The sequence below is a fragment of the Streptomyces longhuiensis genome (genome assembly GCF_020616555.1).
GTDB classification, from domain to species: domain Bacteria; phylum Actinomycetota; class Actinomycetes; order Streptomycetales; family Streptomycetaceae; genus Streptomyces; species Streptomyces longhuiensis.
Genome location: NZ_CP085173.1, coordinates 2,677,501 through 2,692,064 on the forward strand (window position 1 = coordinate 2,677,501; position 14,564 = coordinate 2,692,064).

Annotated in this window: 15 protein-coding genes and 1 pseudogene (1 of these 16 running past the window's edge); 7 read left to right on the forward strand and 9 right to left on the reverse strand. The window is 70.0% G+C overall.

Annotated features, from left to right (window positions below; translation table 11 throughout):
• Positions 1-287: the 5' end (the start) of a DNA-3-methyladenine glycosylase gene (locus LGI35_RS12525; RefSeq protein WP_227293941.1), read on the reverse strand. It extends 355 nt beyond the left edge of the window; the window shows 287 of its 642 coding nt (coding positions 1-287); it begins with the start codon at positions 285-287; the stop codon falls past the left edge of the window.
• Positions 288-480: 193 nt separating this feature from the next.
• Here LGI35_RS12525 and LGI35_RS12530 point away from each other — a divergent pair, with 193 nt between their 5' ends.
• The 3 genes from LGI35_RS12530 (at position 481) to LGI35_RS12540 (ending at position 2,550) form a co-directional block, all read left to right on the forward strand.
• The gene (locus tag LGI35_RS12530; RefSeq protein ID WP_227293942.1) at positions 481-1,263 is read left to right on the forward strand and encodes a sporulation protein; all 783 of its coding nucleotides are present in this window, start codon (positions 481-483) and stop codon (positions 1,261-1,263) included.
• Positions 1,264-1,358: 95 nt separating this feature from the next.
• Positions 1,359-1,898 carry a YbhB/YbcL family Raf kinase inhibitor-like protein gene (locus LGI35_RS12535; protein ID WP_227293943.1) on the forward strand — a complete coding sequence of 180 codons (540 nt, stop codon included), beginning with the start codon at positions 1,359-1,361 and terminating at the stop codon, positions 1,896-1,898.
• A gap of 145 nt (positions 1,899-2,043) precedes the next feature.
• Positions 2,044-2,550, forward strand: a complete 507-nt coding sequence (locus LGI35_RS12540) for an HNH endonuclease (RefSeq protein WP_227293944.1) — start codon at positions 2,044-2,046, stop codon at positions 2,548-2,550.
• Between the two features lie 71 nt (positions 2,551-2,621).
• Here the strand turns inward: LGI35_RS12540 and LGI35_RS12545 are convergent, their stop codons facing one another.
• The 3 genes and pseudogenes from LGI35_RS12545 to LGI35_RS12555 all read right to left on the reverse strand — a co-directional run.
• A complete protein-coding gene (locus tag LGI35_RS12545) occupies positions 2,622-3,554 on the reverse strand; it encodes an SPFH domain-containing protein (protein WP_100592537.1) in 933 nt (310 codons plus the stop codon).
• Positions 3,555-3,693: 139 nt separating this feature from the next.
• Entirely contained in the window at positions 3,694-4,125 is a 432-nt protein-coding gene (locus LGI35_RS12550) for an NfeD family protein (protein WP_227293945.1), read from the reverse strand.
• A gap of 331 nt (positions 4,126-4,456) precedes the next feature.
• Positions 4,457-5,203 (reverse strand): annotated as a pseudogene (locus LGI35_RS12555) (ABC transporter ATP-binding protein); the annotation flags it as partial.
• Here LGI35_RS12555 and LGI35_RS12560 point away from each other — a divergent pair.
• Complete coding sequence (locus LGI35_RS12560) at positions 5,112-5,900, forward strand: hypothetical protein (protein ID WP_116502867.1); 789 nt, start codon at positions 5,112-5,114, stop codon at positions 5,898-5,900. The pseudogene LGI35_RS12555 and the gene LGI35_RS12560 sit on opposite strands and share 92 nt — an antisense overlap.
• 121 nt (positions 5,901-6,021) lie before the next feature.
• On the opposite strand, the gene LGI35_RS12565 is transcribed toward LGI35_RS12560, so the two are convergent.
• The 4 genes from LGI35_RS12565 to LGI35_RS12580 form a co-directional block, all read right to left on the reverse strand.
• Entirely contained in the window at positions 6,022-6,261 is a 240-nt protein-coding gene (locus tag LGI35_RS12565) for a chaplin (protein WP_227293947.1), read from the reverse strand.
• Positions 6,262-6,460: 199 nt separating this feature from the next.
• A complete protein-coding gene (locus LGI35_RS12570) occupies positions 6,461-6,703 on the reverse strand; it encodes a chaplin (RefSeq protein ID WP_227293948.1) in 243 nt (80 codons plus the stop codon).
• A gap of 199 nt (positions 6,704-6,902) precedes the next feature.
• Positions 6,903-7,547, reverse strand: coding sequence for a response regulator (locus LGI35_RS12575; protein ID WP_227293949.1), 645 nt, complete (start codon positions 7,545-7,547; stop codon positions 6,903-6,905).
• The gene (locus tag LGI35_RS12580) at positions 7,540-8,685 is read right to left on the reverse strand and encodes a GAF domain-containing sensor histidine kinase (protein ID WP_227293950.1); all 1,146 of its coding nucleotides are present in this window, start codon (positions 8,683-8,685) and stop codon (positions 7,540-7,542) included. Before LGI35_RS12580 ends, LGI35_RS12575 begins: the two co-directional genes overlap by 8 nt.
• A gap of 202 nt (positions 8,686-8,887) precedes the next feature.
• Here LGI35_RS12580 and LGI35_RS12585 point away from each other — a divergent pair, with 202 nt between their 5' ends.
• The 3 genes from LGI35_RS12585 to LGI35_RS12595 all read left to right on the forward strand — a co-directional run bounded on the left by LGI35_RS12585 (position 8,888) and on the right by LGI35_RS12595 (position 11,689).
• Positions 8,888-9,589, forward strand: a complete 702-nt coding sequence (locus LGI35_RS12585; protein WP_227293951.1) for an SDR family NAD(P)-dependent oxidoreductase — start codon at positions 8,888-8,890, stop codon at positions 9,587-9,589.
• The gene (locus LGI35_RS12590) at positions 9,586-10,668 is read left to right on the forward strand and encodes an S-adenosylmethionine:tRNA ribosyltransferase-isomerase (protein WP_227293952.1); all 1,083 of its coding nucleotides are present in this window, start codon (positions 9,586-9,588) and stop codon (positions 10,666-10,668) included. Before LGI35_RS12585 ends, LGI35_RS12590 begins: the two co-directional genes overlap by 4 nt.
• A gap of 295 nt (positions 10,669-10,963) precedes the next feature.
• Positions 10,964-11,689 (forward strand): transglycosylase SLT domain-containing protein, encoded by a 726-nt coding sequence (locus tag LGI35_RS12595; RefSeq protein ID WP_227293953.1) that lies wholly within the window; start codon positions 10,964-10,966, stop codon positions 11,687-11,689.
• An 87-nt stretch (positions 11,690-11,776) separates the two neighbouring features.
• On the opposite strand, the gene LGI35_RS12600 is transcribed toward LGI35_RS12595, so the two are convergent.
• Positions 11,777-14,317, reverse strand: coding sequence for an ABC transporter ATP-binding protein/permease (locus LGI35_RS12600; RefSeq protein WP_423835703.1), 2,541 nt, complete (start codon positions 14,315-14,317; stop codon positions 11,777-11,779).
• Between the last annotated feature and the right edge of the window lie 247 nt (positions 14,318-14,564).

A 14,564-nucleotide genomic window follows, 5' to 3' on the forward strand; every position in this document is an offset into this window, starting at 1 on the left:
GGGCCGCACACCAGATTGAGGCAGTGCCACATGCCGTAGGTGAAGTAGACGTACGCGTGGCCGGGCGGACCGAACATCACGTCGTTGCGGGCGGTGCGGGAGCGGTAGGCGTGGGAGCCGGGGTCGTTCGGGCCGTCGTAGGCCTCCACCTCTGTGAGCCGCAGCTCGATCGGGCCTTCCGGGGTGTTGCGCACGAGGACGCGCCCGAGGAGATCGGGGGCGACCTCCAGTACGGGCCGGTCGAAGAAGTCCCGTGGGAGGGGCGTACGGTCAGGGGCCGCGATCATGGCGGACGAGCGTAGTCCAACGGAGAAGTAACGGAGAAGTGCGGCGAATCGGCGTGGACGGGTAGCCCTCGGGCTCCGTTGCTTGCCAGGGTGAGCCGCGCGGAACCGGTCACCGGTCTATCGCGTTGGTAGAGATCAAGGATCGCGACAGGAAGACACGGGCCACGGTTGTGGCACGGGGAGGAGTGGAGTCATGGGGTTCAAGCGGCTGCTGGCGAGTCTGGGTGCGGGCGGTGCGTCGGTCGAGACGGTGCTGACCGAGGTCAACGTGGTGCCGGGTGGCGTCGTCCAGGGTGAGGTGCGGATCCAGGGCGGGTCCGTGGACCAGGACATCGAGGGGCTGTCGGTCGGTCTGCAGGCGCGGGTCGAGGTCGAGGGCGCCGACCAGGAGACCAAGCAGGACATCGAGTTCACGAAGCTGCGCCTCGGCGGGGCGTTCCAGCTGCAGGCGAACGCGGTGCACGCGGTGCCGTTCGGGCTGGAGATCCCGTGGGAGACGCCGGTCACGACGATCGACGGGCAGCAGCTGCGCGGCATGAACATCGGTGTGACGACGGAGCTGGAGATCGCCCGCGCGCTGGACTCCGGTGACCTCGACCCGATCAACGTGCACCCGCTGCCGTCGCAGCAGGCGATCCTGGACGCCTTCATCGGGCTGGGCTTCCGGTTCAAGAGCGCGGACATGGAGCGCGGGCACATCCGGGGCACGCGGCAGAAGCTGCCCTTCTACCAGGAGATCGAGTTCTTCCCGCCGCAGCAGTACCGCGGGCTCAACCAGGTCGAGCTGAGCTTCGTGGCGGACGACCGCGAGATGGACGTCGTCCTGGAGATGGACAAGAAGCCGGGGCTCTTCAGCGAGAGCAGTGACACGTTCCGGTCGTTCGTCGTGGGGCACAACGACTTCCAGGGGACGGACTGGTCGGCGTATCTGCACCAGTGGCTGTCCGAGGTCGGCAGCAAGCGCAACTGGTTCTGACCCCCGTGCGCCGGCCGGTGGCGGCGCCGTCCGCTGCCGGCCGGGCGGGGCATAGGCTCGGCACCGAGAGTTTTCGCCGATCAGGAGGTGCCGACGTGACCGACCTCAAGAGGCCGCCGCTTCCCCATGACTTCCATCCGAAGGTGCCGTCGTTCACGGTGGTGAGCGAGGACTTCGAGCCGGGTGCGGTACTCAAGGACGCTCAGGTCTACGCGGCCGGGAACACCTCGCCGCAGCTGCGGTGGGAGGGCTTTCCGGCCGGGACGAAGAGTTTCGCCGTGACGTGCTTCGACCCGGACGCCCCGACGGGCAGTGGCTTTTGGCACTGGACCGTGTTCGACATCCCGGTTTCGGTGACCGAGTTGCCGGCCGGTGCGGGCAGCGGCAAGTTCGAGGGGCTGCCCGCCGGTGCGGTGCAGGTGCGCAACGACTACGGGACGAAGGACTTCGGGGGCGCCGCGCCGCCGCCCGGTGACCCGGCCCACCGTTACGTCTTCACCGTGTACGCGGTGGATCAGGAGAAGCTGGGTCCCGACTCGGACGCCTCGCCGGCCGTCGTCGGGTTCAACCTGCGCTTCCACACGCTGGCGCGCGCGCAGGTCCTCGCGGAGTACGCCGCTTCCGCGGACAGCTAGCGTTCATCGGCTGTTTGCCCGTCCCCGGTCATGGAAGTGATCGGGGGCGGGCATTTTTATTGCGTTGTCCATCTCGGCGCGCCCGGCCAGAGTTGATCCAAGCCCGCCACGGGGGTGGGCCGGGGACGTACGGGAGGTGGGCGAGATGCGGGACACGCTGGTACTGAACGCCAGCTTCGAGCCGTTGTCGACGGTGACGCTCAACCGGGCCGTCGTGCTGGTGCTGCAGGACAAGGCCGTCGTCGAGCAGGCCCACCCCGGACTCCGTGTGCGTGCGGCTGCCGTGGACATACCGGTGCCGCAGGTGATCAGGCTCTGCAGGTACGTACGAGTGCCTTTCCGAAGACAGGCTCCGTGGTCGAGGCGGGGTGTGCTGGTGCGTGACCAGCACCGGTGCGCGTACTGCGGGCGGCGGGCGACGACCGTGGACCACGTGGTGCCGCGGTCGCGTGGTGGTGCGGACTCCTGGCTGAACACGGTCGCCTCGTGCGCGGAGGACAACCACCGCAAGGCGGACCGGACTCCGGAGCAGGCGGGGATGCCGCTGTTGCGGGAGCCGTTCGAGCCCACGCCGGCCGATGCGATGCTGCTGACGCTCGGCCATTCCGAGCGGGACGCGCTGCCGGCATGGCTGGCGCGTACGGCGGCGTAGCACGGGACGCGGCGCGCACGGAAGAGCCCGCCTCCGGGGTGCCGGGGCGGGCTTCTCTGTGTGCGGTCGGGTCAGTCGATGGGGGGCTGTTCGCGGCGCTCGGCGCCCGCGGGGGCCGAGCCGCCGCCCATCGGGCCGAAGTTGCCCATGGCGCCGGAGAGTCCCTTGAGCGCGTCGCCGATCTCGCTGGGCACGATCCAGAGCTTGTTGGCGTCGCCCTCGGCGATCTTCGGGAGCATCTGGAGGTACTGGTAGGCGAGGAGCTTCTGGTCGGCGTCGCCGGCGTGGATGGACTCGAAGACCGTACGGATGGCCTGGGCCTCGCCCTCTGCGCGCAGGGCGGCGGCCTTGGCCTCACCTTCGGCGCGCAGGATCGCGGACTGCTTCTCACCCTCGGCGGTGAGGATCTGGGACTGGCGGATACCTTCGGCGGTGAGGATCGCGGCACGCTTGTCGCGGTCGGCGCGCATCTGCTTCTCCATCGAGTCCTGGATGGAGGTGGGCGGCTCGATCGCCTTGAGCTCGACGCGGTTGACGCGGATGCCCCACTTGCCGGTGGCCTCGTCGAGGACGCCGCGCAGGGCCGCGTTGATCTCCTCGCGGGAGGTCAGGGTCCGCTCCAGGTCCATGCCGCCGATGATGTTGCGCAGGGTGGTGACCGTGAGCTGCTCGATGGCCTGGATGTAGCTGGCGACCTCGTAGGTCGCGGCGCGGGCGTCGGTCACCTGGTAGTAGATGACGGTGTCGATGTTCACGACCAGGTTGTCCTGGGTGATCACCGGCTGGGGCGGGAAGGGGACGACCTGTTCGCGCAGGTCGATCCGGTTGCGGATCGAGTCGATGAACGGGACCACGATGTTCAGGCCCGCGTTCAGTGTGCGGGTGTAGCGGCCGAAGCGTTCGACGATCGCCGCGCTCGCCTGCGGGATGACTTGAATGGTCTTGATCAGGGCTATGAAGACCAGCACCACCAGAATGATCAGGACGATGATGATCGCTGACATCGCGTCTCCCGTGCCCTTCGTGCCGTGTCGTTCCGGCGGGTCCCGCCGGAAGATCTTGAGGATCTTGCTGGTCGAGTCTGTCAGAACGGGCCCTGCGGCGTGGGGAGTTCAAGCCACCTCCCCGATCACGTCACCATGATCACACGACGATCGCGGTGGCTCCTTCGATGTCGACGACATCGACGTGACGGCCCGGCTGGTAGCTCTCGGACTCGTCGAGTGAGCGGGCGGACCAGATCTCTCCGGCCAGCTTGATACGGCCGCCGCTGCCGTCGACGCGTTCGACGACAACGGCCTGTTTGCCCTTGAGGGCCTCGATTCCGGTGGCGAGCACGGGCCGTTGGGCGCTGTGGCGGGCCGCGATGGGCCGTACGACGGCGATGAGCGCGACCGAGACGGCGGCGAAGACGAGGACCTGCGTCACCATCCCGCCGCCGAGGCCGGCGGTCACGGCGCCCGCGACGGCGCCGGCGGAGAGCATGCCGAATTCGGGCATCGCGGTGATGACGAGAGGGATTGCGAGCGCGGCCGCCCCGATCAGCCACCACACCCATGCGTCGATGTCTGCCACATGGTCATGGTAGGACCGGGGTTCCCTCCTGCGACAGGGTGCCGTGGGAGCGGCCCGCGCCGTCTCAGCCCAGCGGGAGGCCCTGCGCGCTCCAGCGCTCGCCGCGCTGCTCGACGACGAGCGGGAGACCGAAGCAGCGGGAGAGGTTGCGGGAGGTCAGCTCCAGCTCCAGGGGGCCCGCGGCGAGGACCTTGCCCTGGCGGATCATGAGGACGTGGGTGAAGCCGGGGGCGATCTCCTCGACATGGTGCGTGACCATGATCATCGAGGGGGCGATCGGGTCGCGGGCGAGGCGGCCGAGACGGCGCACGAGGTCCTCGCGGCCGCCGAGGTCGAGGCCGGCGGCGGGCTCGTCGAGCAGGAGGAGCTCGGGGTCGGTCATGAGGGCGCGGGCGATGAGGGTGCGCTTGCGCTCGCCCTCGGAGAGCGTGCCGAACTTGCGGTCCACGTACTCGGTCATGCCGAGGCGGTCGAGGAAGGCGCGGGCGCGCTGCTCGTCGATGTCCTCGTAGTCCTCGTGCCAGCCGGCGGTCATGCCGTACGCGGCGGTGAGGACCGTCTGCAGGACGGTCTGGCGCTTGGGGAGCTTCTCGGCGAGCGCGATGCCGGCGACGCCGATGCGCGGGCGCAGCTCGAAGACGTCGGTGCCGGGCCGGCCGAGGGTCTCGCCGAGGATCGTGGCGGCGCCCCGGCTGGGGAAGAGGTAGCTGGAGGCGACGTTCAGGAGGGTTGTCTTGCCGGCGCCGTTCGGGCCGAGGATGACCCAGCGCTCACCTTCCTTGACCGACCAGGAGACCTGGTCCACCAGAGCCCGGCCCTCGCGGACCACGGATACGTCCACCAGCTCCAGTACATCGCTCATGAGCGCGTTGTCTCCCATTGCAGTCTCGGCAGTCGCGTGCGTCTTGTGGACGCATCCCCCAAGGGAAAACCTACGCCACCGGTCGACCGGTCCAATCCATCGGTCGGTCTTTAGGGTGGAGCCCATGCTTTCGGAACCACGCTCAGGTCGGCTGGCCTCATGGGGAAATGCCCTTTTGGCCGGGTTTGTTGCTCCCGATGACGCCGCGCTCGCCATAGTCGGCGAGGACGCGGTGCACCGGGTGGAGGGGCTGCCCGGCGAGTCGGCGCCGGTGGGGCTGACGCTCGCCCTGGGGCGGCTGCGCACGCTGGGGGCGACCGGGCTGCGGGTGGCGCTGCCCGCGCCGGGCCACCCGCTGGGCCTGAGCGGTCCTCCCGAGTTCAACGCGCGCGCCCTCGACGCGGAGGAGGCCGTCGTGTGCCAGGGGGCCGCGCTCGGGCTCGTTCCCGAGGTGTACGAGGCCGGGCCCGCCGGCGACGTCCATGTGGACGTCCTGTGGCACTGCCTTCCCGTGCGGGAGGCGCCCCCCGCGGACGTGCCCTCCCTCGGTGAGGCCGAGCGGGAGCTGGCGGAGGCGCTGCGGGACGCGACGGCCGTGCTTTCTCGGCTCGACGTCGCCGGATCGGGCCCTGTGGCCGAGGCGGCGGTGGACGCGTACCGGGCGCGGGCCGAGCGGGGCCGTGAGGTTCTCGCGCCGGGCTATCCACCGCGGGCGGTGAGGGTGCTGGAGCTGGCGCAGCGCGTCGGGCTGCTGATCTCGGTGGCGTACGAGAGCGGGCACGGCGGGGCTGTGAGTGCCTCGGAGATGGCGGCGAGGTCGGAGGCGCTGCGTCCGGTGGAACGGACGGCTCGGCGGGCGCAGGTCGCGGCGTACAACGCGTTCGTGGAGGAGCGGGAGCGCGGGGGACGGTGAGGCGGGGGCGCATGGGTGTCGAGGGCGCGGGGGCGTCGGGACTCAGGCGCTCGGGAGTGGCGTGACACGCAGGAAGGGCCCCGCGGATCCGTGTCCGTGAGGCCCTTCCTGGAGAGGTGTGTCAGCTGTTCGCGGAGGCGTTGCCGAACGCCGGGTTCAGCAGGCCGATCACGTTGACGGAGTTGCCCGTGGCGTTGACCGGAACGTGGACCGGGACCTCCACCAGGTTGCCCGAGCCGACACCCGGGGAGTTGGCGGCCAGGCCCGCGGCGTCCGAGTCCGCGAAAGCGGCTCCGGCGGAAGCGCCCGCGGCGATACCGGCGACGGCGACGGCCAGGGCGGCCTTCTTGGCGATGTTCATGAGAAGTATTCCTCCAGCTATGGCGATTCGACCCCAGCCACGGGGGTGCACGCTGTGCAACGGGTGGGCCGGGCGGATGACACGGGTGGGAGCGGCTATGCGCCCGTTCGGATCAACTTTGTCCGCGGCCGGGCCGGAAACGGGTCCGGCCCCCGGGGATACCGGGGGCCGGTGGTCACTGGTGGACCTAGGGCGTACGTCAGTGGTTGACGCCGAGGTTGCCGAAGGCCGGGTTGAGCAGACCGATGACGTTCACGGTGTTGCCGACGACGTTGACCGGGACGTGGATCGGGGCCTGGATCACGTTCCCCGAGACGACGCCGGGCGAGTGCACGGCCTGGCCGTCCGCGTGCGCGTCGGTGGCGGAGGCCATACCGGCACCGGCGGCGACGAGCCCACCGGCGACCATCGTCACGGCCGCGACCCTCTTCAGCTTCTTCACTTCTTGACCCTCCTAGGCGATCACTGCGACGAACCGCCGCAGCACGCACTGGAGAACGCCGGGGCCTCGCGCAGGATGCGCCATCCGGGGGACATACACACGACAGTATGAATCTCAGCCCGGAACGGAACCATCCGACTTGCCGTCGCCCTCGCCCGGTCCGGCAACGACTCGTGCCGTCCCGCAGCCGCGGCATCGGTCAGCCGGCCGCCCCGTGGCGCACGGCCCACAGCGCGGCCTGAGTGCGGTCCGCCAGGTCGAGCTTCATCAGGATGTTGGACACGTGGGTCTTCACCGTCTTTTCGGAGAGGACGAGGGCGCGGGCGATCTCCCGGTTCGACCGGCCGTCCGCGATCAGGCCGAGCACCTCGCGCTCGCGCTCGGTCAGGGAATTGCCCCTCCCCTGCCCGCCGTTGCTCTCCTCCTGAGAGAGCAGAGCCCCGGCCACCTCCGGCTGGAGCAGCACATGGCCCGCGTGCACCGAGCGGATGGCGCCGGCCAGGGCGTCCGGGTCGACGTCCTTGTAGACGTACCCGGCGGCGCCCGCGCGCAGGGCGGGGACCACCGTGCGCTGTTCGGTGAAGCTCGTGACGATGAGCACGCGCGCGGGGTTGGCCAGCTCGCGCAGCTTGCGCAGGGCCTCGACGCCGTCCATGACCGGCATCTTGACGTCCATCAGGACGACGTCCGGCCGCAGCTCCTCGGTAAGGGCGACGCCCTCCGCGCCGTCCGCCGCCTCCCCCACGACCTCGATGTCGTCCTGGACCTCGAGGAACGTGCGCAGCCCTCGGCGGACGACCTGGTGGTCGTCGACCAGCAGCACCCGGATCCTGTTGTCAGCCACCGGGGACCTCCATCTCGATCGTGGTGCCCTTGCCGGGCTCCGATTCCACCGTCAGACGGCCGCCGACGCCACTGGACCGGTCACGCATCGAGACCAGACCGAGGTGGCGTCCCGCATGCCGGACGGCCTTGGGTTCGAATCCGCAGCCGTCGTCGCTGACGCGCAGGACGGCTCCGGGCCCTCGCTTGTCGAGCGTCACGCGGACGTGCTCGGCGCCCGAGTGGCGCAGCGCGTTGTGCAGCGCCTCCTGGGCGACGCGGAGCATGGCCTCCTCCTGGGCGGCGGGCAGGGCGCGGATGCCGCCGCAGGCGAAGGTGACGCGGGCCGAGTGGGCGCGGTCGAGTACCTGGATCTGTGTGCGCAGTGTGGCGATCAGGCCGTCCTCGTCGAGCGCGGCGGGGCGCAACTCGACCACGGCGGCGCGCAGTTCGTCGGCGGCTTCGGCGGCCAGCTCCGCCACGTGCTGCAACTCGCCCTTGGCGCGGGACGGGTCGCGGTCGACGAGGGCCGCGGCGGCCTGGGCGGTCAGGCGCAGGGAGAAGAGCTTCTGGCTTACGGCGTCGTGCAGTTCGTGGGCGAGGCGGGAGCGCTCCTCGGCGATGGTGAGCTCGCGGCTGCGCTCGTACAGGCGGGCGTTCGTCAGGGCGATGGCCGCGTGCTGGGCGAGGATCGTCAGCAGTTCCTCGTCCTCCATCGTGAAGCCGCAACCTCCTTGCGGCTTGGGGCACTTCTTGTTGGCGAGGAAGAGGGCGCCGATGACCTCGTCCCCGTCACGGATGGGCAGGCCGAGGAAGTCGGACATCTCGGGGTGCGCCGACGGCCAGCCCTCGAAGCGCGGGTCCTTGCGCACGTCGCCCAGGCGCTCGGTCTTCGCCTCGCGCAGCATCGCGGCGAGGATGCCGTGCTGGCGCGGGAGCGGGCCGATGGCCTTCCACTGCGCGTCGCTGACGCCGTCGACGACGAACTGGGCGAAGCCTCCGTGGTCGTCCGGCACTCCGAGGGCCGCGTACTCGGCGTCGAGCAGCTCTCGGGCCGACGCGACGATCGTCTTGAGGACGTCGCGCACCTCGAGGTGTCTGCTCATGGCCAGCAGCGCGGAGCTCACCGCGGAGAGGCCTGATCGTGGGCCGTGACTCATGACCTCAAGGTACCGGCGGGGTGTGACAGCGCGTATCGGGCCTGTGGCGGCCGCCCTCTGGTCCGGTGGACGTAGGGCGAAGGGCCCCGGTGAGGTGCGGCCCGCGGACGAGGCGCCCGGGGTGGGTCGGTTCCTACGTTGGAGGCAGATCGAAGCACGTACGGCACAAGGGCGGCCCGACGGGCCCGAGGGGACGGATGTCATGCCGGTGGCGATCATCACGGGGGCTTCTAAGGGGCTCGGTCGCGCGCTCGCCGTGGCTCTCGCGCGACGCGGCTGGGATCTGGTGCTCGACGCCAGGTCCGGGGCGGTGCTGCGGGAGACCGCGGACGACGTGGGGAAGTACGGGACGCGGGTGGAGGCGCTGTCCGGGGATGTCACGGACGTGGCACACCGCGCGGAGCTGGTGGCGGTGGCGCGCGGTCTCGGGGGTCTCGATCTGCTGGTGAACAACGCGAGCGCGCTGGGGGCCGAGCCGCTGGTGCGCCTCGACGCGCTGCCGGTGGAAGGGCTGCGGCGGGCGCTGGAGGTCAATGTCGTGGCGGCGCTCGGGCTGGTGCGGGAGGCGCTGCCGCTGTTGCGGGAGTCGGCCGGGGGCGCGGTCGTCTCGGTGAGCTCGGACGCGTCGGCGGAAGCGTACGAGACCTGGGGCGGCTACGGCGCATCCAAGGCCGCGCTCGACCAGCTGTCCGCGGTCCTCGCGGTGGAGGAGCCGGGGCTGCGGGTGTGGGCGGTGGATCCGGGCGACATGCGCACGGATCTCTACCGGGCGGCGGCGCCGCTCGACGACGACTCGGACCGGCCGCTGCCGGAGACGGTGGTGCCGGCGTTCCTGCGGCTGCTCGACGAGCGGCCGGACAGCGGGCGGTATGCCGCCCCCTCTCTTCTCCTGGAGGCACGGTGACGCTCGCGGTGCGGGTACCGGAGGAGTTGTCGGCCCGGGTGCCGGCGGAGCAGCGCGGGCCAGGCCTCGACAGGGACGCGGTGAGGCTGCTCGTCTCGCGCGGTACGGACGTCGCGCACCGGGACTTCGCGCAGCTGCCGGGAGAGCTGCGGGCCGGGGATCTGCTCGTGGTCAATACGTCGCCGACGCTGGCCGCCGCGGTCGACGGGCGGATCGGGCACGCGCGCGTGGTGGTGCACTTCTCCACCCGTGGAGATGACGGACGCTGGGCCGTCGAGTTGCGGAATCCGGACGGGCGTGGCACCACGCGCCCGCGTGCGGGCGGTCCGAAGGGGACAGTGGTGGCGCTCTCCGGGAGTGTGCGCCTCATATGGGAGGAGCCGCTGGCTGGTGGTGGGGCGCGGTTGTGGTGGGTGCGGGCCACGGGAGACGTGCCCGCCCTGCTGCGGCGGCACGGCAGGCCCATCCGCTACTCCTATACGGAGCGCGATCAGCCGCTCTCCGTCTATCAGACGGTGTTCGCGCTGCCGTACGCGGACGGGGCGGGCAGTGCGGAGATGCCGAGTGCGGCCCGCCCGTTCACCGCGCGGCTGGTGGCGGAGCTGGTCAGCAGGGGTGTGCAGTTCGCGCCCATCACGCTGCACACGGGGGTGGCGTCGGCGGAGTCGCACGAGCCGCCGTATCCGGAGCGGTTCGAGGTGCCGGAGGCGTCGGCACGGCTGATCAACGCGGCGAGGGCCGGCGGCGGGCGGGTGGTGGCGGTCGGCACGACGGCCGTACGGGCCGTGGAGTCGGCCGCGGGGCGGGACGGGGTGGTGCGGGCGGCCGCCGGCTGGACGGACCTCGTGGTGACGCCCGAGCGGGGTGTGCGGGTGGTGGACGGCCTCCTCACCGGGCTGCACGAGCCGGAGGCGTCGCACCTGCTGATGCTGGAGGCCGTAGCAGGAACCGAGGCAATTACCCGTACATATGCGGAAGCATTGGGACATTTTTACCTGTGGCATGAGTTCGGGGACGTCCACCTGATACTTCCTGACGAATCCGGTCACACAGCGCATTGCAGTGGCAACGCCTGGTGAGGTTGTTACGTGCCCGATGTGAGCCCGCGCATAGGGCGCACGTCACGTACGAAGGTGGCTAGGAAGTAGCTGCGGGCGGCGGTACCGGGGCAGGAGGGGCGAAATGGACCTCGCCGGGGGGCCTGATCCACTACCCGGCTTCGTACGTCACACCTTTGCCACGCAATTTTGCGGCCGCTAACAATGGCTCTCGTTGCTCGACAGCGTGGGCCGCTACCCACAACGTTCATGACCGAAACATGAGCGGTCCTGCTCTGGACCGGTGAGCGACTTCCCCGATTCGAAGAGGTCCTCCATGTCCAAGCTCAGCTTCTCCGGTCATAGTCCCCTGACGAAGACCCACAAGTACTCGATCGCCGGTGTCGCCACGCTCGGCGCCGCTGCCCTCGCGTTCACGCTGGTGCCGGGCAACTCCCAAGCGGAGGCGGAGACGATCTCGGCCGCTCCGGTCGCCTTCGATGCGACCGCCGGCAAGCCCCAGATCAAGGACGTGCACGCCAGCGTCACCAACCAGATGGCCGCCGCCGACCAGCAGGTCAAGGACGCGGCCGCCAAGCTGAAGGCCACGCAGGTAGCCGCGACGAAGAAGGCCGCCGACGCGGCCGCGGCGAAGGCGAAGGCCGACGCTGCTGCAAAGGCCGTGAAGGACCGCCAGGTCCGGGAGGCCGCCAGCCGCGCCGCCGCCCGCAAGCCGGTCTACGCGAACAACCTGGACGGCTGGATCCGCGAGTCCCTGTCCATCATGAAGGCCAAGGGCATTCCGGGCTCCTACGAGGGCCTGCACCGCAACATCCTCCGCGAGTCGTCCGGCAACCCGCAGGCGATCAACAACTGGGACATCAACGCGATCAACGGCATCCCGTCGAAGGGTCTGCTGCAGGTCATCCCGCCGACCTTCACCGCGTACCACGTCCCCGGTACCTCGTGGAACATCTACGACCCGGTCGCCAACATCACGGCCGCCGCGAACTACGCCGCGGACAAGTACGGCTCGATGGACAACGTGAACAGCGCTTACTGAGACTCTCCCTGGACCTCAGGGTCTTCGTGAACGCCGAAGGGCGGCACCCCGTGCGGGGTGCCGCCCTTCATCCGTGCGCGGGTCACGCTACTTGCGCATGACCTCGGGCTCGTGGCGGCGCAGCAGGCGCGCGACCGCGAAGCCGCAGATGACACCGAGGGCGATCAGGATCGCGAGGTTGATGCCCCACTGGCTCACCGAGTGCTCCCACAGCGGGTCCAGGTCGTTCGGGTGCGCCTGGTCCCACGGCGGCATGAGGTGCGCGAGGTCGAGCGTCGAACCGGCGCCGGCGATGGCCCAGCGCGACGGCATCAGCCAGGCGAACTGCTCCAGGCCCGGCGATCCGTACACCTGGAACAGGATGCCGGTGAAGACGACCTGGACGATCGCGAACATGACCAGGAGCGGCATCGTCTTCTCGGCGGTCTTCACCAGCGAGGAGATGACCAGGCCGAACATCATCGACGTGAAGCCCAGCGCGATGATCACGATGCACAGCTCGACGGCCGGCGGCATCATCAGGCCCTCGGCGGGCAGGTCGCGCGGGATGAAGCCGATGGCGCAGATGATCACGCCCTGGATGGCCGTGACGACGCCGAGGACGATCACCTTCGACATCAGGTACGCCGAGCGGGACAGGCCGGTGGCCCGCTCCCGTTCGTAGATGACGCGTTCCTTGATCAGCTCACGTACGGAGTTGGCCGCGCCCGAGAAGCACATGCCGACCGCGAGGATCAGCATGATCGTGCCGGCGTCGCCGTTGAACCGGGACGGCGGCTTGGGCGGGGCCAGGCCGAAGTCGGCCGGGATCACCGTGCTGACGACGCCGAGGACCGCCGGCAGGATCACCATCAGGCCCAGGAAGCCCTTGTCGGACGCGATCACCGACGTGTAGCGGCGGATCAGGGTCCACAGCTGTGAGCCCCAGCCCTGCGGCTTGGGCGGCTTCATCGCCTGCGGCGGCGGCATGTGTACGGACTGTGCGGCGACGGCGTCGATGTCCGCGGCGTACATCTGGTAGTGCTGCGAGCCCTTCCAGCGGCCCGCCCAGTCGTAGTCGCGGTAGTTCTCGAAGGCGGAGAAGACATCGGCCCAGGTGCTGTAGCCGAAGAAGTTCAGGGCCTCCTCGGGCGGGCCGAAGTACGCCACCGAACCGCCCGGCGCCATCACCAGGAGCTTGTCGCAGATCGCCAGCTCGGCGACCGAGTGTGTGACGACGAGGACCGTACGGCCGTCGTCGGCGAGACCGCGCAGGAGCTGCATGACGTCGCGGTCCATGCCCGGGTCGAGGCCGGAGGTCGGCTCGTCCAGGAAGATCAGCGACGGCTTGGTGAGCAGCTCCAGGGCGACGGAGACGCGCTTGCGCTGGCCACCGGAGAGGGAGGTGACCTTCTTCTCCTTGTGGATGTCCAGCTTGAGCTCGCGCAGCACCTCGTCGATGCGCTGCTCGCGCTCCTGCTCGCTGGTGTCCGAGGGGAAGCGCAGCTTGGCCGCGTACTTGAGGGCCTTCTTGACGCTCAGTTCCTTGTGCAGGATGTCGTCCTGCGGGACCAGACCGATGCGCTGACGCAGCTCGGCGAACTGCTTGTACAGGTTCCGGTTGTCGTAGAGCACGTCGCCCTTGTTGGCGGGCCGGTAGCCGGTGAGCGCCTTGAGCAGCGTGGACTTGCCGGAGCCCGAGGGGCCGATGACCGCGATGAGCGACTTCTCCGGGACGCCGAAGGAGACGTCCTTGAGGATGTCCTTGCCGCCGTCGACCGTCACCGTCAGATGGCGGGCGGAGAAGGAGACCTCACCGGTGTCGACGAACTCCTCGAGACGGTCGCCGACGAGGCGGAACGTCGAGTGGCCGACGCCGACGATGTCGTTCGGGCCGAGCAGCGCGGAGCCGCCCTTGGCGATCGGCATGCCGTTGACGTACGTGCCGTTGTGCGAGCCGAGGTCACGGATCTCGTAGCGGCCGTCGGGCGTCGCGTGGAACTCGGCGTGCAGGCGCGAGACCTGGAGGTCGGAGACCACCAGCTCGTTCTCGAGGGCACGGCCGATCCGCATCACGCGGCCGAGGGCCAGCTGGTGGAACGTGGTGGGGCTGCGGTCGCCGTACACCGGCGGAGCCCCCGCGACACCGCCGGGCCCCTGCTGGGGCGGGACGTTGTGCGCCTTCTGCGGCTGCTGCCAGCCCTGCTGGGCGGGCACCTGCTGCTGCGGCGGGGCGTTGTGCGCCCAGCCGGGGTCACCACCCTGCGGCGCGGCGTGCGGCTGCTGCGCCGGCGCCTGCTGCGGGTGGGCCTGCTGCTGGGCCTGCTGCTGGGCCGCGGGCACGGCCGCGCCGGAGGCGCTGCCCGAGAGGTTGACCCGCGGACCGTCCGTCGCGTTGCCGAGGTGCAGCGTCGAGCCCGGGCCGATCTCCATCTGATGGATCCGCTGGCCCTGCACAAACGTGCCGTTGGTGGAGCCGTGGTCCTCGATGACCCAACTCCGGCCGCCCCAGCTGATGGTGGCGTGACGCCAGGACACCCTGGCATCGTCGATCGCGACGTCCCCCTGCGGATCACGTCCGAGGGTGTATGGCCTGGACGGGTCGAGCGTCCAGGTCCGTCCATTCAATTCCAGTACGAGTTCCGGCACTCCATGCCCCACTGAGTTGTCCCCCGAGCTAGCCCCCATCTTGGGGAGTCTAGGGATGTCGAACATCGTGGGGAACTATTTCAGGCGGAGCCCCCTGACCGAAAGTCGGGCCTTGAGGCGGGCCTTGTGAAGACTGTCCACGCCCCTGTACGCCCGCCCCGTTGACGAGGCAGAAACAGCCCCGGAGAGTGGTAAGCGCCCACAAGTGCCTACGGATCATGCGCGAGTGGGACATCCGATACATCAC

Excerpts from the sequence above, each read along its gene's own strand:
- LGI35_RS12530 (WP_227293942.1), top strand. The coding sequence starts at position 481 with ATGGGGTTCAAGCGGCTGCTGGCGAGTCTGGGTGCGGGCGGTGCGTCG.
- LGI35_RS12540 (WP_227293944.1), top strand. The coding sequence starts at position 2,044 with ATGCGGGACACGCTGGTACTGAACGCCAGCTTCGAGCCGTTGTCGACG.
- LGI35_RS12545 (WP_100592537.1), bottom strand. The coding sequence starts at position 3,554 with ATGTCAGCGATCATCATCGTCCTGATCATTCTGGTGGTGCTGGTCTTC.
- LGI35_RS12560 (WP_116502867.1), top strand. The coding sequence starts at position 5,112 with ATGCTTTCGGAACCACGCTCAGGTCGGCTGGCCTCATGGGGAAATGCC.
- LGI35_RS12565 (WP_227293947.1), bottom strand. The coding sequence starts at position 6,261 with ATGAACATCGCCAAGAAGGCCGCCCTGGCCGTCGCCGTCGCCGGTATC.
- LGI35_RS12580 (WP_227293950.1), bottom strand. The coding sequence starts at position 8,685 with ATGAGTCACGGCCCACGATCAGGCCTCTCCGCGGTGAGCTCCGCGCTG.
- LGI35_RS12585 (WP_227293951.1), top strand. The coding sequence starts at position 8,888 with ATGCCGGTGGCGATCATCACGGGGGCTTCTAAGGGGCTCGGTCGCGCG.
- LGI35_RS12595 (WP_227293953.1), top strand. The coding sequence starts at position 10,964 with ATGTCCAAGCTCAGCTTCTCCGGTCATAGTCCCCTGACGAAGACCCAC.